General features: G+C 41.1%; 19 protein-coding genes. 18 read left to right on the top strand and 1 reads right to left on the bottom strand.

Annotated elements, in window-relative coordinates; translation table 11 throughout:
• Nucleotides 1-36: 36 nt before the first annotated feature.
• Nucleotides 37-321, bottom strand: coding sequence for a transition state genes transcriptional regulator AbrB (locus ACIQXV_RS27635; RefSeq protein WP_402964952.1), 285 nt, complete (start codon nucleotides 319-321; stop codon nucleotides 37-39).
• A 480-nt stretch (nucleotides 322-801) separates the two neighbouring features.
• Between ACIQXV_RS27635 and metG the strand changes: the two genes are divergently transcribed.
• The 18 genes from metG (at nucleotide 802) to mfd (ending at nucleotide 19,604) form a co-directional block, all read left to right on the top strand.
• Nucleotides 802-2,757 carry a methionine--tRNA ligase gene (gene metG / locus ACIQXV_RS27630; RefSeq protein ID WP_402964949.1) on the top strand — a complete coding sequence of 652 codons (1,956 nt, stop codon included), beginning with the start codon at nucleotides 802-804 and terminating at the stop codon, nucleotides 2,755-2,757.
• A gap of 342 nt (nucleotides 2,758-3,099) precedes the next feature.
• Complete coding sequence (locus ACIQXV_RS27625; protein ID WP_402964947.1) at nucleotides 3,100-3,867, top strand: TatD family hydrolase; 768 nt, start codon at nucleotides 3,100-3,102, stop codon at nucleotides 3,865-3,867.
• 237 nt (nucleotides 3,868-4,104) lie between these two features.
• Complete coding sequence (locus ACIQXV_RS27620; RefSeq protein ID WP_402964944.1) at nucleotides 4,105-5,286, top strand: ubiquitin-like domain-containing protein; 1,182 nt, start codon at nucleotides 4,105-4,107, stop codon at nucleotides 5,284-5,286.
• 206 nt (nucleotides 5,287-5,492) lie between these two features.
• Complete coding sequence (gene rnmV / locus ACIQXV_RS27615) at nucleotides 5,493-6,053, top strand: ribonuclease M5 (RefSeq protein ID WP_402964941.1); 561 nt, start codon at nucleotides 5,493-5,495, stop codon at nucleotides 6,051-6,053.
• A complete protein-coding gene (gene rsmA, locus ACIQXV_RS27610) occupies nucleotides 6,046-6,924 on the top strand; it encodes a 16S rRNA (adenine(1518)-N(6)/adenine(1519)-N(6))-dimethyltransferase RsmA (protein WP_402964939.1) in 879 nt (292 codons plus the stop codon). The genes rnmV and rsmA overlap by 8 nt, the downstream gene beginning before the upstream one ends.
• Before the next feature lie 146 nt (nucleotides 6,925-7,070).
• Complete coding sequence (yabG, locus tag ACIQXV_RS27605; RefSeq protein WP_402964936.1) at nucleotides 7,071-7,955, top strand: sporulation peptidase YabG; 885 nt, start codon at nucleotides 7,071-7,073, stop codon at nucleotides 7,953-7,955.
• A 202-nt stretch (nucleotides 7,956-8,157) separates the two neighbouring features.
• A complete protein-coding gene (gene veg, locus ACIQXV_RS27600) occupies nucleotides 8,158-8,421 on the top strand; it encodes a biofilm formation stimulator Veg (RefSeq protein ID WP_007084178.1) in 264 nt (87 codons plus the stop codon).
• A 129-nt stretch (nucleotides 8,422-8,550) separates the two neighbouring features.
• Nucleotides 8,551-8,736, top strand: coding sequence for a small, acid-soluble spore protein, alpha/beta type (locus ACIQXV_RS27595; protein WP_007084179.1), 186 nt, complete (start codon nucleotides 8,551-8,553; stop codon nucleotides 8,734-8,736).
• 233 nt (nucleotides 8,737-8,969) lie between these two features.
• On the top strand, nucleotides 8,970-9,839 hold the full coding sequence (ispE, locus tag ACIQXV_RS27590) for a 4-(cytidine 5'-diphospho)-2-C-methyl-D-erythritol kinase (protein ID WP_402964932.1): 870 nt from the start codon (nucleotides 8,970-8,972) through the stop codon (nucleotides 9,837-9,839).
• A 55-nt stretch (nucleotides 9,840-9,894) separates the two neighbouring features.
• Nucleotides 9,895-10,722: a pur operon repressor gene (purR, locus tag ACIQXV_RS27585; RefSeq protein ID WP_402964929.1), complete on the top strand. Its 828-nt coding sequence runs from the start codon at nucleotides 9,895-9,897 to the stop codon at nucleotides 10,720-10,722.
• Nucleotide 10,723: 1 nt separating this feature from the next.
• Nucleotides 10,724-11,098: a 2-iminobutanoate/2-iminopropanoate deaminase gene (ridA, locus tag ACIQXV_RS27580; protein ID WP_402964926.1), complete on the top strand. Its 375-nt coding sequence runs from the start codon at nucleotides 10,724-10,726 to the stop codon at nucleotides 11,096-11,098.
• Between the two features lie 200 nt (nucleotides 11,099-11,298).
• Nucleotides 11,299-11,589 carry a septation regulator SpoVG gene (spoVG, locus tag ACIQXV_RS27575; protein WP_003347151.1) on the top strand — a complete coding sequence of 97 codons (291 nt, stop codon included), beginning with the start codon at nucleotides 11,299-11,301 and terminating at the stop codon, nucleotides 11,587-11,589.
• A gap of 240 nt (nucleotides 11,590-11,829) precedes the next feature.
• Complete coding sequence (glmU, locus tag ACIQXV_RS27570) at nucleotides 11,830-13,203, top strand: bifunctional UDP-N-acetylglucosamine diphosphorylase/glucosamine-1-phosphate N-acetyltransferase GlmU (RefSeq protein ID WP_402964923.1); 1,374 nt, start codon at nucleotides 11,830-11,832, stop codon at nucleotides 13,201-13,203.
• 23 nt (nucleotides 13,204-13,226) lie between these two features.
• Entirely contained in the window at nucleotides 13,227-14,183 is a 957-nt protein-coding gene (locus tag ACIQXV_RS27565; protein WP_402964921.1) for a ribose-phosphate diphosphokinase, read from the top strand.
• 70 nt (nucleotides 14,184-14,253) lie between these two features.
• Nucleotides 14,254-14,883: a 50S ribosomal protein L25/general stress protein Ctc gene (locus ACIQXV_RS27560; protein ID WP_402964918.1), complete on the top strand. Its 630-nt coding sequence runs from the start codon at nucleotides 14,254-14,256 to the stop codon at nucleotides 14,881-14,883.
• Between the two features lie 138 nt (nucleotides 14,884-15,021).
• A complete protein-coding gene (pth, locus tag ACIQXV_RS27555) occupies nucleotides 15,022-15,582 on the top strand; it encodes an aminoacyl-tRNA hydrolase (RefSeq protein WP_402964986.1) in 561 nt (186 codons plus the stop codon).
• Between the two features lie 157 nt (nucleotides 15,583-15,739).
• On the top strand, nucleotides 15,740-15,970 hold the full coding sequence (fin, locus tag ACIQXV_RS27550; RefSeq protein ID WP_402964916.1) for an anti-sigma-F factor Fin: 231 nt from the start codon (nucleotides 15,740-15,742) through the stop codon (nucleotides 15,968-15,970).
• Between the two features lie 97 nt (nucleotides 15,971-16,067).
• Nucleotides 16,068-19,604 carry a transcription-repair coupling factor gene (mfd, locus tag ACIQXV_RS27545; RefSeq protein ID WP_402964913.1) on the top strand — a complete coding sequence of 1,179 codons (3,537 nt, stop codon included), beginning with the start codon at nucleotides 16,068-16,070 and terminating at the stop codon, nucleotides 19,602-19,604.
• Nucleotides 19,605-19,632: the final 28 nt, after the last annotated feature.

The raw sequence follows: 19,632 nt of genomic DNA, 5'->3' as shown, positions 1-19,632 counted from the left end.
AATGCTCCAGCACTTTTTTAGTGCTGGAGCATTTTATTATTTTGCTAATTCAAGGTTGTTTTGAATTTCCTGAATTAATTGCTCTGCACCTTCACGGCTTAGAATTAATTTACCGCCGGCAAGAGCCATATTATCATCAGAAACTTCACCAGTTACTTGGCAAGTCATATTTGGCTTATATTTTTTTAAGATGATGCGCTCATCGTCAACGTAGATTTCAAGTGCATCCTTTTCAGCAATACCAAGTGTACGTCTTAATTCAATCGGAATAACGACACGACCCAATTCATCAACTTTACGGACAATACCTGTAGATTTCATTATTTTGTTCTCCTCTCGTATTTACACATATTATTAATCTATTTTTTCATTCGTCATTATTCGACAAATTTCTTATAAACCCATAATACCAGTACTTCCCATATTCGTCAATTATTTTATTTTAAAAAATAAAAGAAATTTTTTCCAACAATTTGTTTGTTGATTTAATAGGGTTTTCCACAACATTCATGCAGTTAAACTAGGCTTTTAGTATTATCGTAGTGTAATTCGAATAGTAATTAGATAGACTACAATTCGACATAATTCTACATTCTCCAATCTTATCGCTCATATGTTTCGATGATTATTCTTTGTTTATGGGTGTATTAGGAATAAATTTTAAAAAATTGGAAGCCGGCTTATAGGGGTTTCTTGCACAAAAGTTCATTTTTCGGTATATTTTGATGATAGAAGCGGCAAAAAGAGGCAATAATAGTTTAATGGGATTTACGATTGCCTGCCTATAGGAGGGATACAATAATGGCGGAAAAATTAAAGACATTTTATCTGACAACACCGATTTACTATCCAAGTGGAAATTTACATATTGGTCATGCGTATACCACTGTTGCCGGTGATGCAATGGCCCGTTACAAGCGTATGCGAGGGTTTGATGTCATGTATTTAACCGGAACAGATGAGCACGGCCAAAAAATCCAGCGTAAAGCAGAAGAGGCGGGGATTACACCGCAGCAGTATGTAGATGGAATTGTCAACGGAATTAAAGATCTCTGGGAAAAACTTGATATCTCTTATGATGATTTTATCCGGACAACAGATGAAAGACATAAGAAAGTTGTCGAAAAGATTTTTGCAAGGCTTCTTGAGCAAGGGGATATTTATCTCGATCAATATGAAGGCTGGTATTGCACCCCTTGTGAATCGTTTTTTACGGATCGCCAGTTAGTGGATGGAAAATGTCCGGATTGTGGCAGGCCAGTTGAAAAAGTAAAAGAAGAATCCTACTTTTTTAAAATGAGTAAGTATGTTGACCGTCTTTTGCAATATTACGAGGAGAATCCTGATTTCATCCAGCCTGAATCCCGCAAGAATGAAATGATTAATAATTTCATCAAACCGGGCCTTGAGGACTTAGCGGTTTCGAGGACTACGTTTGATTGGGGAATTAAGGTGCCGGGGGATCCAAAGCATGTCATCTATGTCTGGATTGATGCACTTTCCAACTATATAACAGCTTTAGGTTATGGAACTGAAAATGACTCCAAATATTTAAATTACTGGCCGGCAGATGTTCACCTTGTTGGAAAGGAAATTGTCCGTTTCCACACCATTTATTGGCCAATTATGTTAATGGCCTTGGATGTACCGCTGCCTAAAAAGGTCTTTGCCCACGGATGGCTGTTGATGAAGGACGGTAAAATGTCCAAGTCAAAAGGGAATGTCGTCGATCCGGTCACATTAATTGACCGTTATGGCCTTGATGCACTCCGTTATTATTTATTGAGAGAAGTACCATTTGGGGCAGATGGCGTGTTTACGCCAGAAGGATTTGTCGAAAGAATTAATTTTGACTTGGCTAACGACCTTGGAAACCTATTAAACCGTACTGTTGCAATGATTGAAAAGTATTTTAATGGTGTAATTCCGGACTATGCAGGTTCTGTAGGGGAATTTGACGGGTTATTACATCAAGTAAATCGTGAAACCATTACAAAATACGAGGAAGCGATGGAGAAAATGGAGTTCTCTGTTGCATTAACTTCCATTTGGCAGCTTGTCAGCCGGACGAATAAATATATTGATGAGACACAACCATGGACATTGGCTAAAAACGAGGATAGGAAAGGTGAGCTTGCAAGTGTTATGACACACTTGGCAGAATCATTGCGCCAAATTGCCATTCTACTTCAGCCATTTTTAACACGAACGCCAATTGGAGTTTTTAAACAGCTCGGCATACAGGATGACAGTCTTAAAACATGGGAAAGCCTTGAACGTTTTGGTGTCATTCCAAGTGGAACAAAAGTGGAAAAAGATGCTCCGCTATTCCCAAGACTTGAAATTGCCGACGAGGTAGCATTCATTAAAGAAAAAATGCAAGGTACTGCACCTGTTGTCGAAGAAAAGAGTGAAGAAAAGCCAGAGGTGATCGACGAAATTGCCATTGATGAGTTTATGAAAATTGACTTACGAGTGGCTGAGGTGATTCAAGCAGAGCCTGTTAAGAAAACAGATAAGCTGTTAAAGCTTCAGCTCGATCTTGGCTATGAAAAGCGCCAAGTCGTATCAGGAATTGCCCAGTACTATAAGCCGGAAGAATTAGTCGGTCAGAAAGTTATTTGTATTACAAATTTAAAACCAGTTAAATTACGTGGTGAATTATCACAAGGAATGATCTTAGCCGGATCGAAGGACGGCCAGCTCTCCCTTGCAACAGTAGATCAAACGTTGCCGAATGGCTCAAAGGTAAAGTAAAGTGCTAAAAAAGCGTCTGAATAAGACGCTTTTTACTTTGAGATATGTCTAGCTTCAGCGCCTAGTGGCTCGGGGTCATAAGCCAATCAGTCAAGAAGGCTAAAGAACAGCCTTCTCGCCTGCTCGTCTTATGCCTGTCGCCCCTGGGCAAGGCGCTTCCGCTTTTCGATGTTCCACGTGAAACAATTTTCGGGACATTTCTATTTTTTATGTTGTAAATGAAGAGTTTTGTTGAAAAAGGGGATTTTTTTACTATCAGAAAAAAGATTTAGCTAACTGTGCAAAATAAAAAGGAAATATTGTAATAATTATGGGTTTGACAAAAAAGGAAGGGTCTTAATTATGCTATTCGACACACATGCACATTTAAATGACACCCAATATGACGAGGATTTGCAGGAAGTCATTAATAGGGCTCAAAATGAGGGAGTCACCAATATGGTCGTCGTCGGGTTTGATCGCCCGACCATTCAAAGGGCAATGGAACTAGCTGAAAGCTATGAATTTATTTATGCCTGCATTGGCTGGCATCCCGTCGATGCCATCGACTTGACGGATGAGGATTTAGCGTGGATTGAGCAATTAGCCTCCCATCCAAAGGTAGTCGCAATCGGTGAAATGGGCTTGGATTATCATTGGGACAAGTCACCAAAGGGGATCCAAAAGGAGGTTTTTCGTAAACAAATCAAGCTCGCGAAAAAGGTAAAGCTCCCAATCGTTATTCACAATCGTGAGGCAACAGCCGATATCGTGGAAATATTGAAGGAAGAAGGTGCAGAGGAAGTAGGGGGGATTATGCACTGCTTTAGCGGCAGCCCTGAAGTTGCCAAGGAATGTGTAAAAATGAATTTTTATATTTCACTTGGCGGTCCTGTTACCTTCAAAAATGCAAAAAAACCAAAAGAAGTGGCAGCTGAAATACCTTTGGAAAAACTGTTAATTGAAACAGACTGCCCCTATTTGGCCCCGCATCCCTATCGTGGAAAACGGAATGAACCAAGTTATGTTAGGCTGGTAGCTGAAGAAATTGCCGAAATAAAAGGGTTGACATTTGCGGAAGTAGCGGAGGCAACGACACAAAATGCTAAAAAATTATTCGCCATAAACTGATAAGGGAAATTGTCGAAAGCCCTAGAAGCTTGTCCTAATTTTTTCTAATAACAAAAAGTTCTACACGTCTCCTTTTCAACATAGGATAACCGTGTCGATAAGTTTTTCTTTGCAATATTTCCAGGTTTGTGCATAATTAGAAATACGTTCACAGGATATGCAAGGATTGACAGCCGGCAGCATGGTATTAATTATCTCTCCCGAGAAAAGGAGGCGTTTTTCATCGTATTTAAACACATGAAAAACCTGTTTCCCCAGTCTTTGAGCAGGAGGTCATTGATCATTGTTTTTGCTATTTTCGTAGTTTTGCTAACTACTCTTGGAATTCTTTTTTCCGAAGGTTCGAAGAATACAGTGGCACTAACACTTAATGGCAAGCCAGAGGTCGTAAAAACGCATGCAGAGACCATCAAGGATTTATTAGATGAACTGGATGTACCTCTTCGCTCACAAGACTACGTATCTCCAAAGGCAAATATGAAGGTGAAGGATCACCTTAAAGTCGTTTGGAAGCAGGCAAACAAGGTTCACATTGTTAAAGACAGCGAGAAGAAAACGGTCTGGACTACAGCCGGAACGGTTGCTGAGTTCCTAAAAGAGCAGAAAATTGTATTGAAAGAACAGGATAAACTTTCACCAAATCCACAAACGGCAATAACAGATAAGATGAATATTGAGCTAAACATCGCGTTTCATCTTACATATGTGGACGGCGGTAAGGAGCAGGAAGTTTGGGCTACTTCGGCTACGGTCGCTGACTTTTTAACACAACAGGGCATCAAGCTAAATGAATTAGACCGAGTTGAACCGTCATTAACAGAAGCCATCTCAGAGAATGGTGTTGTTAACGTCATTCGCGTAGAAAAAGTCACCGATGTAGTGGAAGAACCCGTTGAATTTGCCGTGGTAACAAAAAAGGATGAAAGTTTAGAAAAAGGAAAAGAAAAAATCTTAACTCCAGGGAAGCATGGCCGTGTGTCTAAGCAATATGAAGTCGTGCTTGAAAACGGCAAGGAAGTTTCCAGGAAATTGCTCAATGAGCAAAGGATTACAGAGAAACAGGATAAAGTAGTGGCTGTCGGAACGAAGGAATTAGCCATGCAAGTTTCCCGTGGTGCAGCTGAAACGGGAACAGAGTTTTACGTTACGGCAACCGCGTATACTGCGTATTGTAATGGCTGTTCAGGCCGTACAGCAACAGGGCTTAATCTCCGTGCTGATCCGAACATGAAAGTCATTGCGGTTGACCCAAGAGTGATTCCGCTTGGAACAAAGGTATATGTGGAAGGCTACGGCTATGCTGTTGCTGCTGATACAGGCGGAGCAATTAAAGGGTATATCATTGATTTATTTATGCCATCGAAAGCGGACGCCTACCGTTGGGGACGTAAGAAGGTAAAAATTAAGATTTTGCAGTAAGCCATTTTCGTGCAGAGGGATATCCCTCTGCATTTTGCTTTTTCTGAGATTTTCTTTATACTTACTAACGATACAAGTAATATTTTTCTTGGTTTCTTACTGTCATTATATGAATGTGTTTAATAATATAGACGATGGACATTACAAAAATGTTTCAATATTTTTTCATTTTTTATTAATATATTACGGAGGATTTCATTTTTAATATGAAGATAAGAGAAATTATTGTAGTTGAGGGAAAAGATGATACGACAGCGATTAAGCGGGCAGTCGATGCAGATACCATTGAAACGAATGGCTCTGCAGTAAATCAAACAACCATTGAAAAAGTATTACGCGCGCAGGAGACACGAGGCGTGATCATTTTTACAGACCCTGACTTTCCCGGTGAAAAAATCAGGAAGACGATTGCAGCAGCTGTTCCTGGCTGTAAGCACGCCTTTTTGACGAAGGAAGCGGCGATTGCTAAAAGCGGCAAGGGCCTTGGTGTAGAACATGCCAGCCCTGAGGCAATTAGAGAAGCATTAAAGGATGCTCAACACATGCATGAATCGATTTCGGAAAAAATAACGCAAGAAGACTTACTTACAGCCGGTCTTATTGGCGGCGAGGGTGCGAAGGAACGAAGAATGATCCTCGGCAAGCTTTTAAAAATTGGCTATACAAATGGAAAACAATTGCACAAGCGCTTAATGATGTTCCAGATCAGCAGGCAGGAATTTGCCGAAGCACTAAGCGTAGTCCGTCAGGAGGAACCAAATGAATAAAGATATCGCTACCCCTGTGAGAACAAGGGCCATTCTCGAAAAATATGGGTTTTCTTTTAAGAAAAGCCTTGGTCAAAACTTCTTAATTGATACAAATATATTAAAAAAAATCGTTAGCTTCGCCAATCTGAATGAGAATTCCGGGGCAATTGAAATTGGCCCGGGGATTGGCGCCCTTACCGAGCAGCTGGCCCGCACGAGTAAAAAGGTCGTGGCTTTTGAGATTGATCAACGATTATTACCAATTTTGCAGGACACATTGTCACCATATGAAAATGTGAATATTATTCACAAGGATGTGTTAGAGGCAGACGTTCAAATGGTAATGGAGGAAGAGTTTAAAGGCATTGACGATGTAATGGTCGTGGCGAATTTACCCTATTATGTGACAACCCCTATCATCATGAAACTGCTTGAGGACCATCTGTCCATTCGCGGCATCGTTTGTATGCTCCAAAAAGAGGTTGCTGACCGCATTTCAGCTAAGCCTGGTACAAAGGACTATGGCTCACTTTCAATTGCGATTCAATATTACACAGAAGCTGAGACGGTGATGATTGTCCCGAAGACCGTCTTTGTCCCGCAGCCGAATGTCGATTCAGCTGTCATTAGATTAACAAGACGGGAGCAGCCAGCCGTTATCGTAAAGGACGAAGCGTTCTTTTTTCAAGTGACAAGGTCATGTTTTGCTCAAAGAAGAAAAACCTTGCTCAATAACTTAACAAGTCAGCTTCCTGACGGGAAACAAAAGAAGGAAGAAATCCTTGCAGCACTAAATGCAAGCGGAATTGACCCTTCCAGAAGAGGCGAAACCCTTTCCTTAGAAGAATTTGGCCTGTTAGCCGATGCACTATATCCAAACTTCCATTAGACCTTTTTTAGGGTCTTTTTTTTATCCAGCTGCAGTGTCTGGTGAGTTGGTGTACTTTTTTTTCACGCGGACATCACTGTTTGCATAGCCTATGAGAGAAACCCTAAACAAAAGGCCTTTTTGCTGGTCTTATTGGAGTGACGGCAGTGGATATAAAAATAAATGATATTGTCGGTAGAAAATCATACAACTGTGATCTTCTATTTCGCGTAATTGATATGCGAATAATAAATGACCAGAAATTCGCAATCCTTTATGGTGAGGATTTTCGTCTTGCTGCAGATGCACCTTATACTGATCTGGTGGTTGTTAACCAACATGAAAGGGTGAAACTAAGACAGGAATACAGGACCCTTGAAGAACAGTCATTACGACTTTTTACACAAGATGTAGATTTGTTAAAATCCAGGCAGGAATATGAAGCGACAGGCGGCTATGCAAAGTCGAGCAATTACTTTCAAATCCCGGGGAAGGTGCTTCATTTGGATGGGGACCCAACTTATTTGAAAAAATGTATGACCTTATATGAAAAAATCGGGATACCGGTTTTAGGAATACACTGTAATGAGAAGGAAATGCCAGACAAAATTGCTGGTCTGATTGACCACTATCGTCCCGATATTCTGGTCATCACTGGGCATGATGCCTATTCAAAGGCAAAGGGGAAGATGACGGATATTAATGCATATCGTCATTCCAAACATTTCGTCCAAACTGTCAGGGAGGCACGGAAAAAAATCCCTCACCTAGATCAGCTGGTCATCTTTGCAGGTGCATGCCAATCTCATTTTGAATCGCTCATCCATGCAGGGGCAAACTTTGCCAGTTCCCCATCAAGGATCAATATTCACGCACTGGACCCAGTCTATATTGTCGCAAAAATAAGCTTTACCCCGTTTATGGAAAGAATTAACGTATGGGATGTGTTGCGGAATACATTAACCGGAGATAAGGGGCTGGGTGGCATTGAAACAAAAGGGGTGTTACGAACTGGGATGCCATATCGACCAGTAAAAAACGAAGAGGAATAAGCCTTCGCGTTTCGGTTGGCTTATTTTTTTTGAAGCGGTACATATTCCATTGATAATAAGGCAAGGCTAAGAAATGTTGAAAATTAGAAGAAAAAGTAGAATAAAAAATATTGACAAACTTTTTGTCGGACTGATATAATTTATATTTTTGTTTGACAGAACTATGTCAGTGTGTTATACTTTACACAGTGAGGTGGATCGAATGCCAAAAACCTTAGCCGATATCAAAAAGGCTCTTGACACGAATTTAGGGAAAAGGTTGCTGCTAAAAGCAAACGGCGGACGCAGGAAAACAATTGAACGTTCCGGTGTGTTAGCTGAAACTTACCCATCTGTTTTTGTTATTGAATTAGATCAGGACGAAAATTCATTCGAGCGTGTATCTTACAGCTATGCGGATGTATTAACAGAAACAGTTCAAATTACCTTCTACGATGATGCAGCAGGACATGTAGCTTTAAGCTAGTATATAAGCAATGGGTGGCAGTAAACAAAGGGTTTACTGCTTTTTGCTTTTTAAAGGATTATTTGGCTAACATGAAAATCCTTGTTTATCTCATACTAAGAATGCTGTGGTATGAAAGGGGTTGTTTAGATGGGCAGAAGAAGAGGGATTATGTCCGAAGGCTTTAAAGAGGAACTTGCAAAAGAGCTTGGGTTTTATGATGTCGTTCAAAAAGAGGGATGGGGCGGCATCAAAGCAAGAGATGCGGGAAATATGGTGAAGCGCGCCGTTGAACTTGCGCAAGAACAGCTGATCCATCGGGGTCCGAAATCTTAAACCTATAAATAATCTTAACCACAGCAAGGCCGGCACAAGGAACCGAAAGTTCCCCGTACCGGTCTTTTTCTTTATTTTGTGCCTAACATTTGACTGTTTTCTATAAAAAAATCATGATAAAATATATTATTTGACAGGATTTATCATATCTCACGTCTTACATTTATCATTTTGTGGTAAAATAGGACAAAATGTGGATTTCGGAATGGATTATACAGAAGTAGGTGGACGTAGTGAAGCTTTTAGTCAAAGCACCGGCCAAAATAAACTTAGCATTAGATGTATTACATAAACGGACCGATGGCTATCATGAGGTTGAAATGATTATGACCACGATTGATTTGGCTGATCGGATTGAACTAACCTTATTAAATCAAGATAAAATACATATTCTTTCCCATAATCGATACGTTCCGGATGATCAACGTAACTTGGCCTATCAAGCGGCCCAGCTGCTAAAGGAGCGATTTGGTGTAAAGAAAGGTGTGCTGATTTCTATTGAAAAAACGATTCCAGTTGCTGCCGGGTTAGCCGGTGGGAGCAGTGATGCTGCTGCGGCCTTGAGAGGGTTAAATAAGCTTTGGAATCTTGGATTATCCCTTGATGAGTTAGCAGAGCTTGGGAGTGAAATTGGCTCGGATGTTTCTTTTTGTGTTTATGGCGGCACAGCTTTAGCAAAGGGAAGAGGCGAGGTCATCACGGAGCTGCCCGCTCCGCCGACATGCTGGGTGATCCTTGCAAAGCCTTTTATTGGGGTATCGACAGCCGAGGTTTATCGCCGGCTTGATGTGAATCGAACGAACCATCCTGATATTGGCGCCATGATTGACGCGATCTACCATCATGACTATCAAAAGGTATGCAGCAATGTGGGGAACGTCCTAGAGGATGTGACCTTAACCCTGCACCCTGAGGTTGCTCAAATAAAGGAGCAAATGAAGCGTTTTGGTGCAGATGCTGTTTTGATGAGCGGAAGCGGACCAACCGTGTTTGGCATTGTCCAGCATGACTCGAGAATGCATCGCATCTACAATGGACTTAGGGGATTCTGTGATCAGGTTTTCGCAGTCAGGATGCTTGGAGAACGACACTCGCTTGATTAAAGACGTACAATAATGATATTCTTAATATAGAATATTCGGCTTCTGGGGGTTAATTATGAAATTTCGCCGCAGTGAACGTTTAATAGATATGACGAATTATTTGCTGGATCATCCTCGCCAGCTTGTACCGCTCACCTTTTTCGCTGAGCGTTATTCGTCCGCCAAGTCTTCCATCAGTGAGGATTTAGCGATCGTAAAAGAGACTTTTGAACAAAGAGGAATCGGTACGTTACAAACAGTGCCGGGTGCTGCCGGCGGCGTTAAATTCTTTGTAAAAGTAAGCCGGGAAGAAGTGGAACCCTTTATTATTGAACTATGTCAATTAATTGGGGATCCTGAACGGCTATTACCCGGCGGCTATTTATATTTAACGGACATTTTGGGGGATCCGCAGGTTGTGCAAAAGGCAGGACGCATTATTGCTTCTGCCTATGCTGATACGCAAATTGATGTGGTCATGACTGTAGCGACAAAAGGGATACCCCTTGCCTATGCGGTCGCAAGTCAGTTGAATGTCCCGGTAGTGATTGTCCGCAGAGACAGTAAGGTAACGGAGGGACCAACAGTAAGCATTAATTACGTTTCAGGTTCTGCTAAAAGAATCCAAACCATGGTGCTTTCAAAAAGGAGCATGAAGCAGGATTCACGTGTCCTTATTGTGGATGACTTTATGAAGGCTGGCGGAACCGTAATGGGAATGATCAGCATGCTGGAGGAATTTAATTCCCATTTGGCGGGAATTGCTGTTTTGGTCGAGGATGAAAAAATACAAGAACGATTAGTGGATGAATATTTATCGCTCGTCCAATTATCTGATGTCGATGTAAAAGAAAAAGAGATTAGTGTTCACGAGGGAAACTATTTTAACATTTGGAGGAGATAGCATGAAAGCAGTTCAGACTCATCTTGCCCCTGCTGCCATTGGCCCGTACTCACAAGGAATCATTGTGAATAATTTGTTTTATAGTTCTGGACAAATTCCATTAACCGCTGAAGGAAACATGGTGACGGGTGATATTAAAGAGCAAACCCATCAAGTTTTTCGTAATTTACAGGCTGTTTTAAGTGAAGCGGGTGCATCGCTTGAAACAGTTGTAAAGGCAACAGTCTTTATTAAAAATATGGATGAATTTGCTGATGTAAATGAAGTATATGGCGAGTATTTCTCTACTCATAAACCAGCCCGTTCCTGTGTTGAAGTTGCCCGTTTGCCAAAAGATGCCTTAGTTGAAATCGAAGTAGTAGCGCTCGTGAAGTAATCGAGCGCTTTTTTTTGACCAAATTTGTATGAATTCCCCTAACCTTACATCATTTATTGCATAAAGTTATCTAATTTTTACAAAAGTTCACTAATTTGCCCTAATTTTTCAAAAATATTTTAAAATTTAAGCAGGATTATTGAATTAATTGTTGAATTTGTTTAATTAGCTTTTTATATAACAAAAAAGGGTGTGAGCACATGGAAGTAACTGACGTAAGATTACGCCGGGTTAATACGGATGGCCGAATGAGAGCGATTGCATCAATCACATTGGATAATGAATTTGTTGTTCATGACATCCGTGTGATCGACGGAAATAACGGTTTATTTGTAGCTATGCCAAGTAAACGTACTCCAGATGGAGAATTTCGTGACATTGCGCATCCAATCAATTCAGGAACACGCGGTAAAATCCAAGAAGCTGTATTGGCTGAGTACCACCGTTTAGGTGAATTGGAAGTAGAATTTGAAGAAGCCGGAGCTTCCTAAGGATTTTAGCAACTAGGGCCTTTCTTCTGAGTAAGGCTCTTTTTATTGTTTTGGAAACCATCCTATTGAAAAAAAGATAAAATTCCTGACCAGGTTACGAATCCCACAAACCCCCTTTTTATTTTTCCTCTAATATACTTAATATTGCAAAATTAGACACTTCCTGTTCATTCCTTGAAAAGCGAGCCCATTTACGTTAATATTTTTAATGGATAAAAAGGTTAAATTGGAGGACTGTTCATGCATAATCGATATGCTGTGATTTTGGCCGCAGGGCAGGGGACGCGGATGAAGTCAAAGCTTTATAAAGTATTACACCCAGTATGCGGTAAGCCGATGGTACAACATGTAGTTGATCAAATAACCAAGCTGGACATTCAAGACATGGTGACAATAATTGGTCATGGAGCCGAAATGGTGCAGGCACAATTAGGTGACAGCAGTCACTATTGCTTGCAGGATCAGCAGCTCGGTACAGCCCATGCAGTGATGCAGGCGCAGGCTTTACTCGAAGGTAAAGAAGGCGTAACCATTGTTGTTTGCGGTGATACCCCATTAATTAAAGCTGAAACGATGGAGTCCCTTTTTAAACACCATGAGGAACTAGCCGCAAAAGCCACAATCCTCACAGCAAGAATCGATGACCCAACAGGATACGGCCGAATCGTTCGTAATGAAAATGGTTTTGTCGAAAAAATCGTTGAGCACAAGGATGCCTCAGAATCTGAACGGGAAATTAATGAAATCAATACAGGTACGTATTGTTTTGATAACCGTGCATTATTTGAGGCGTTGCGGCAGGTTTCTAATGACAATGTTCAAGGGGAATACTATTTACCAGATGTCATTGAAATCCTGAAAAAACAGGGTGAAGTGGTCACAGCCTTCCAAACAAATGAATTTGAAGAAACATTGGGTGTGAATGACCGTGTTGCATTGGCAGAAGCAGAGCGAATCATGCGGAAACGGACGAATGAAGCCCATATGCGTAACGGGGTAACAATTATTGATCCTGCAAATACTTACATAGAAACAGATGTCGAGATTGGACAGGATACTGTTATCTATCCAGGAACTGTAATAAAAAGTAAGACCACGATTGGTACGGAATGTCTCATTGGTCCAAACTCAGAAATTGATGCTTGTAAAATTGGTAATGGAACCGTTATTCGTCAATCGGCCGCACATAAAAGCTTGATTGGTTCTCATGTTAACATTGGTCCATTTGCCCATATTCGTCCTGATTCCACTATAAGCGACGAGGTGAAAATCGGAAATTTCGTCGAAATCAAGAAGGCTGTTTTCGGCAAAGGAAGCAAGGCATCACATCTAAGCTATATTGGTGATGCCGAGGTTGGTAGTGATGTAAACATCGGCTGCGGTTCGATTACAGTGAATTACGACGGTAAAAATAAATATTTAACTAAAATTGAAGATGGAGTCTTTATTGGCTGCAACTCCAATCTTGTTGCCCCAGTCACAATTAGAAAAGGTGCTTACGTGGCTGCCGGTTCTACGATTACAATGGATGTACCGGGTGAAGCGTTGTCGATTGCACGTGCAAAGCAAGTGAATAAGGAAAATTACGTTCAAAAGCTTAATCTTAAGAAATAAGCAATGATAATTGGAGGGCCCTCATGTCAAATCAATATTTAGATCCGAATTTAAAGGTATTTAGTTTAAACTCAAATTTGCCGCTGGCAAATGAAATTGCTAAAGTAATCGGAGTGGAACTTGGAAAATGCTCTGTTTCAAGGTTCAGTGACGGAGAAATCCAAATTAATATTGAAGAAAGTATCCGCGGCTGTGATGTGTATGTCATTCAATCAACAAGCTTACCTGTAAATGATAATATCATGGAATTATTAATCATGATTGACGCGTTAAAAAGAGCTTCGGCGAAAACAATCAATATTGTTATGCCTTATTATGGCTATGCCCGCCAGGACCGAAAAGCGCGTGCCCGCGAGCCGATCACTGCGAAATTAGTGGCAAACCTACTTGAAACCGCCGGCGCAACCCGCGTGATTTGTTTAGATTTGCATGCACCGCAAATACAAGGATTCTTTGATATTCCAATTGATCATCTTATGGGTGTTCCGATTTTATCAGAGTACTTTAAAAACAAGGAATTGAATGGTGATATTGTCATTGTGTCTCCGGACCATGGCGGTGTAACAAGAGCGAGAAAAATGGCTGAACGTTTAAAAGCACCAATTGCGATTATCGACAAGCGCCGTCCAAGACCGAATATAGCGGAAGTCATGAATATTGTTGGTAACATTGAAGGAAAAGTAGCGATTTTGATTGATGATATTATTGATACAGCAGGGACGATTACACTTGCTGCCAATGCATTAGTCGAGAATGGCGCTGCGGAAGTGTATGCTTGCTGTACACATCCAGTCTTGTCAGGCCCTGCAATTGAAAGAATTGAAAACTCAAAAATAAAAGAACTAGTCGTAACGAATTCCATTGCCCTTCCGGAAGAGAAAAAGAGCGGCAAAATTATCAACCTATCTGTTGCACCATTAATAGGTGAAGCCATCATTCGTGTCCACGAAGAGCAGTCAGTAAGCACACTGTTTGATTAAAAAAATGTTTAGACCTTCCTGTTTTAGGGCATTTTTATATAGATACTAAAATAGGAAGGTGACTACACACATGAGTACTGTTTTACAAGCAAAGGAGCGGAAGGAACTCACCTATTCTGCCTTAAGGAAAATCAGAGAAACTGGAAACATTCCAGCTATTATTTATGGTGCCAGGCTCGAGAGTAAACCGGTGTTTGTAAGTTCAGCAGATTTAACAAAAACCATTCGTACTGTTGGTCGGAATGGTGTCATTTCTCTCGATGTAGATGGCAGCAAGCATGATGTTGTGTTAACCGATTATCAGGAGGATGCATTTAAAAAGGAAATTCTCCATGTTGATTTTTTAGCCGTGGATAAATCCTCTAAAATCAATGTCGATGTGAGGCTTGTCCTTGTTGGAGAAGCAGCCGGAGTAAAAGACGGCGGCGTTCTGCAGCAGCCGGTTCACCAATTATCGATTACTTCTACCCCGGACAATATTCCGACGCAAATTGAAGTGGATATTACAAACCTTCAGGTAGGAGAAACCGTATTGGCTGGTGACATTCCATCTGCGGGTGCATTTACCATTAACCATGAGGACGATGAAGTGATCGCTTCCATCCTGCCGCCAAGGCAGGAAGAGGAAATTAATTCAGGTGAACAGCAAGAAGAAGGCCACCCGGATAATGAAGAGGGAAGAGAAACAACTCCTGCCTGAGGGTGAATAGAATGAAAGACGTAACCTTATAAGGGTTACGTCTTTTAACGCATGATAAAAGGGATTAAGATAGTAGGGAGAACGATGATGTTTCGAAAAATATTTAACAGGCTGGCTGAACCGAAAGAGGTGGGACCCATGAAATGTATCGTTGGTTTAGGTAATCCTGGGAAGCAATATGAACAGACAAGACATAATATCGGTTTTGAAGTCATCGATGCTTTATCCAATCAATTTTCCATACCGCTAAATCAGTCTAAATTTAAAGGCTTGTACGGAATTGGTTTTTATAACGGGGAAAAGGTATTACTATTAAAACCATTAACCTATATGAATTTATCAGGGGAATCGATCAGGGCAGTCATGGACTACTATCAAATAGTGTTAGAGGATTTAGTAGTGATTTATGATGATCTCGATCTGCCGGTCGGCAAAATTAGACTTCGTCAAAAAGGAAGCCCTGGTGGACATAATGGAATTAAGTCGACAGTTGCCCATCTTGGCACGCAAGAGTTTAACCGTATTCGGATTGGGATTGACCGGCCCCAAGCAGGAATGAATGTGCCTGATTACGTCCTTGGACGGTTCCGGCCTGAAGAAAAGACCTTTACAGGGGAAGCTGTGAAAAGAAGCGCAGATGCCTGTGCTGCGTGGCTTGAGAAGCCATTTTTACAAGTCATGAATGAATATAATCAGTAATTGTTCATGATACAGGCCATTCTTTCATATTCATACATTAAGGTGAAACAGAAAAAATGAATAGAATATAAAAAGATGGCACACTTTAATCTAATTGAATAAGTTCCTCCGCTAAGGTTAATACTAATAAGGAATCGTAGATTAAGGAGGGACAGGCGTGGCCATCCATTACCATTGTCGTCATTGTGGTACCAAACTTGGTTCTATTGATAAAGCATCGATACACTCAGAAACACTTGGTCTTCATAAATTAACGGACCAGGAAAGACAAGAAATGGTTGCGTATGACGCAGAAGGTGAGATTCATATAACTGCCATTTGTGAGGACTGCCAAGAAGCTTTAGAGCGGAATCCAGATTACCACCAATACGATTTCCTTATCCATTAATTAGCTTTGGACATTCATCCAAAGCGTTTTTCTATTTACTAATTTCGACTATAAAAATCTTATTAATATTAAATTTGTAGGAAGGGAGGAGAAACCCTTGAACGGTTTAAAGTCATTATTCCTTCAGCAGGAAGATGTCCACTCGGTGATTGCCGGCGTGGAGGAAGGATTAAAGGAACAGTTGATTGCCGGTTTATCAGGCTCGTCAAGAACGGTACTAACGGCATCCATTTACGAACAGATGAAAAGGCCAATCATACTTGTCACCCATAATCTATTACAGGCACAGAAACTCTATGATGATATTGTCAATCTATTAAGTGACAAGGAAGTTTTCCTTTTTCCAGCCAATGAGTTAATTGCCGCTGAGCTCGGCATTGCGAGTCCGGAATTAAAAGCACAAAGAATAGAGGCCTTAAATCACTGGAGCAAGTCGCATCAGGGGATATTAATTGCCCCAATTGCCGGTTTAAAGAAAATTATTCCTCCAAAGTCCCTATGGAAACAATATCAGCTGTCGTTAACAATAGGGGAAGATATAAACATAGATAAATTATTACTTACTTTTGTCAAAATGGGTTATGTCCGTGCTGAAATGGTTACCACCCCAGGGGAATTTAGTGTAAGGGGAGGAATCATCGACATTTATCCCCTTACAGAGGCCGATCCGCTGAGAATTGAATTATTTGACACAGAAATTGACTCCATCCGCTATTTCTCTCTTGATGATCAACGCTCCAAAGAAAAAGTCAAAAAGATTTTGATTGGGCCGGCAACAGAAATCCTGCTGGAAGATGAGGATTACAGCAGGATGATTAGCAAGCTTGAAGAAGGATTAGCATATAGTCTAAGAAAACTAAAAGATGATAAGGCAAAAATGCAGCTGAGTCAAAACATCAGCCATGAGCTTGAGCAGTTAAAAAATCGTCAAAAGCCTGACCAAGTCTATAAATACTTATCACTTGCCTACGAGCGGCCTGCTAGTTTACTAGACTATCTTCCAAGCAATGGTCTCGTGTTTATTGATGAAATCAGCAGGGCTCAAGAGATGAACGATTCCCTGGAAAAAGAGGAAGCTGAGTGGTATACAAGTTTGCTTGGCGAAGGCCAAATTATCCATGACTTACATATCTCTCATGACTTGCAAGCCTTGCTGCAGAAAAGGGAATTCCCGGTTCTATATATGTCTTTATTTTTAAGACATGTAGCCAACACAAGCCCGCAGAATATTATTAATATTTCCTGCAAGCAAATGCAAAATTTCCATGGGCAAATGCATGTATTAAAAGCGGAAATTGACAGATGGAAAAAAGGAAATTATTCTATTTTATTTATAGGGCAGGATGAAGAACGGGTAAAGAAATTAGAGCGTGTGCTGGAGGACTATGAAATTGACAGCAGCATCGTAAAGGGAGACCAACAGCTTTTACCTGGTAGAGTTCAAATTATGAAAGGGAACCTGCATACAGGGTTTGAACTTTCAATTCAGAAAATAGCCGTCATCACCGAGGAAGAATTATTTAATAAACGCGTGAAAAAGTCTAAAAGCCGGCAAAAGCTTTCCAATGCAGAACGGATTAAGAGCTACTCTGAGCTTAAAATTGGTGATTATGTTGTTCATGTGAACCATGGGATTGGAAAATACTTAGGCATTGAAACCCTTATGATTAACGGGGTCCATAAAGATTACCTAAACATCCGCTACCAAGGGACAGATAAGTTGTATGTACCTGTTGAACAAATTGACCTTGTTCAGAAATATGTGGGTTCTGAGGGGAAAGAGCCTAAGGTATATAAGCTTGGCGGCAGCGATTGGAAAAAAGTCAAGAAGAAAGTCGAATCATCCGTTCAGGATATTGCCGACGATCTCATCAAGTTATACGCTGAACGTGAAGCGGCTGTAGGTTACGGGTTTTCGCCGGATGGGGATATGCAGCGGGAATTTGAAACATCGTTTGCTTACCAAGAAACAGACGACCAGCTGCGCTCCATCCATGAAATTAAAAAGGATATGGAAAAATCGCGCCCAATGGATCGCCTCTTGTGCGGTGATGTGGGCTATGGTAAAACTGAGGTCGCAATCCGTGCTGCCTTTAAAGCGATTGCTGATGGGAAACAGGTAGCCTTTCTTGTGCCAACAACGATTTTAGCGCAGCAGCATCATGAAACGTTAAGGGAGCGCTTCCAGGACTATCCGATTAATATTGGTTTGTTAAGCCGTTTTCGTTCGAAAAAGCAGCAGACGGAAACGATCAAAGGCTTAAAAGCTGGAACAGTTGACATTGTTGTCGGGACCCACCGCCTGCTTTCAAAGGATATCGTCTATCGTGATTTAGGACTGTTAATTATCGATGAAGAGCAAAGATTTGGGGTTACCCATAAAGAAAAGATTAAGAAATTAAAAACGAATGTGGACGTTCTGACCTTGACGGCAACACCGATCCCGAGGACTCTTCATATGTCAATGCTTGGTGTCCGGGATTTATCGGTTATCGAAACACCGCCGGAAAATCGTTTCCCTGTGCAAACCTACGTAATGGAGTATAACGGATCATTGGTGCGGGAAGCGATTGAGCGAGAACTTGCGCGCGACGGACAAGTCTACTTTTTATATAACAGAGTAGAAGATATTGAGCGAAAAGCAGAGGAAATTTCTATGCTTGTCCCTGATGCACGGGTTATCTGTGCACATGGACAGATGTCGGAAAATGAATTGGAATCGGTGATGATCAGCTTCCTGGCAGGAGAGTTTGATGTTCTTGTCAGCACGACCATTATTGAAACCGGGGTTGATATTCCGAATGTGAATACCTTGATCGTCTTTGATGCCGATCGCATGGGGCTTTCGCAGCTTTACCAGCTGCGCGGGCGTGTTGGAAGATCCAACCGGGTCGCCTACGCCTATTTTACCTACCGTAAGGATAAAGTGCTTACGGAAGTGGCGGAAAAACGTCTGCAAGCCATTAAAGAGTTTACAGAATTAGGGTCCGGTTTTAAAATTGCCATGCGTGATTTATCCATCCGTGGGGCAGGGAATTTATTAGGTGCCCAGCAGCATGGCTTTATTGACTCCGTCGGGTTTGACCTTTATTCGCAAATGCTGAAAGAGGCAATTGAAGAGAGAAGAGGAGACCTCGGAGCAGAAGTTAAGAAATCGGTTGAGATTGATCTGGAAATTGATGCTTACATTCCTGACTCGTACATTAAGGATGGACATCAAAAGATTGAGATGTATAAACGGTTTAGGGGTTTGCAGTCACACGAGGATATAGAAGAGCTTCAGGCAGAGATGCAGGACCGTTTTGGTGAATATCCAAATGAGGTTTCCTACCTGTTCCAAATTGCTGAAATGAAGGTGTATGCCCTTTTAAATGGGGTGGAACAAATTAAACAGGCCAAACAAGAGGTTACCATTTTAGTGAATGAGCAGGTTACCAACACAATTGATGGAAGTAAACTATTTGCGATCGGTAATCAGTTTGGACGAAATGTAAGTCCTGGTATGGAAGGCTCAAGATTAAAAGTCGTCATTAGGACAAAAGAGTATGAAACAGCACAATGGCTTCATATTGTTAGCGAAATGGTTAAAGGAATTCCATTAGCTAAAAGGGGACAGGAAAACCCTGTTAATTAATTCGACCTGAGCCCTGTTGATTCTGCAA

Source organism: Neobacillus sp. NPDC097160 (assembly GCF_044762155.1).
In the GTDB taxonomy this organism is placed as follows: domain Bacteria; phylum Bacillota; class Bacilli; order Bacillales; family Cytobacillaceae; genus Neobacillus.
This window is presented reverse-complemented; position numbering and strand designations above follow the sequence as displayed.

Excerpts from the sequence above, each read along its gene's own strand:
- ACIQXV_RS27635 (WP_402964952.1), bottom strand. The coding sequence starts at position 321 with ATGAAATCTACAGGTATTGTCCGTAAAGTTGATGAATTGGGTCGTGTC.
- metG (WP_402964949.1), top strand. The coding sequence starts at position 802 with ATGGCGGAAAAATTAAAGACATTTTATCTGACAACACCGATTTACTAT.
- ACIQXV_RS27625 (WP_402964947.1), top strand. The coding sequence starts at position 3,100 with ATGCTATTCGACACACATGCACATTTAAATGACACCCAATATGACGAG.
- ACIQXV_RS27620 (WP_402964944.1), top strand. The coding sequence starts at position 4,105 with ATGAAAAACCTGTTTCCCCAGTCTTTGAGCAGGAGGTCATTGATCATT.
- rnmV (WP_402964941.1), top strand. The coding sequence starts at position 5,493 with ATGAAGATAAGAGAAATTATTGTAGTTGAGGGAAAAGATGATACGACA.
- rsmA (WP_402964939.1), top strand. The coding sequence starts at position 6,046 with ATGAATAAAGATATCGCTACCCCTGTGAGAACAAGGGCCATTCTCGAA.
- veg (WP_007084178.1), top strand. The coding sequence starts at position 8,158 with ATGCCAAAAACCTTAGCCGATATCAAAAAGGCTCTTGACACGAATTTA.
- ACIQXV_RS27595 (WP_007084179.1), top strand. The coding sequence starts at position 8,551 with ATGGGCAGAAGAAGAGGGATTATGTCCGAAGGCTTTAAAGAGGAACTT.
- purR (WP_402964929.1), top strand. The coding sequence starts at position 9,895 with ATGAAATTTCGCCGCAGTGAACGTTTAATAGATATGACGAATTATTTG.
- ridA (WP_402964926.1), top strand. The coding sequence starts at position 10,724 with ATGAAAGCAGTTCAGACTCATCTTGCCCCTGCTGCCATTGGCCCGTAC.
- spoVG (WP_003347151.1), top strand. The coding sequence starts at position 11,299 with ATGGAAGTAACTGACGTAAGATTACGCCGGGTTAATACGGATGGCCGA.
- glmU (WP_402964923.1), top strand. The coding sequence starts at position 11,830 with ATGCATAATCGATATGCTGTGATTTTGGCCGCAGGGCAGGGGACGCGG.
- ACIQXV_RS27565 (WP_402964921.1), top strand. The coding sequence starts at position 13,227 with ATGTCAAATCAATATTTAGATCCGAATTTAAAGGTATTTAGTTTAAAC.
- ACIQXV_RS27560 (WP_402964918.1), top strand. The coding sequence starts at position 14,254 with ATGAGTACTGTTTTACAAGCAAAGGAGCGGAAGGAACTCACCTATTCT.
- pth (WP_402964986.1), top strand. The coding sequence starts at position 15,022 with ATGAAATGTATCGTTGGTTTAGGTAATCCTGGGAAGCAATATGAACAG.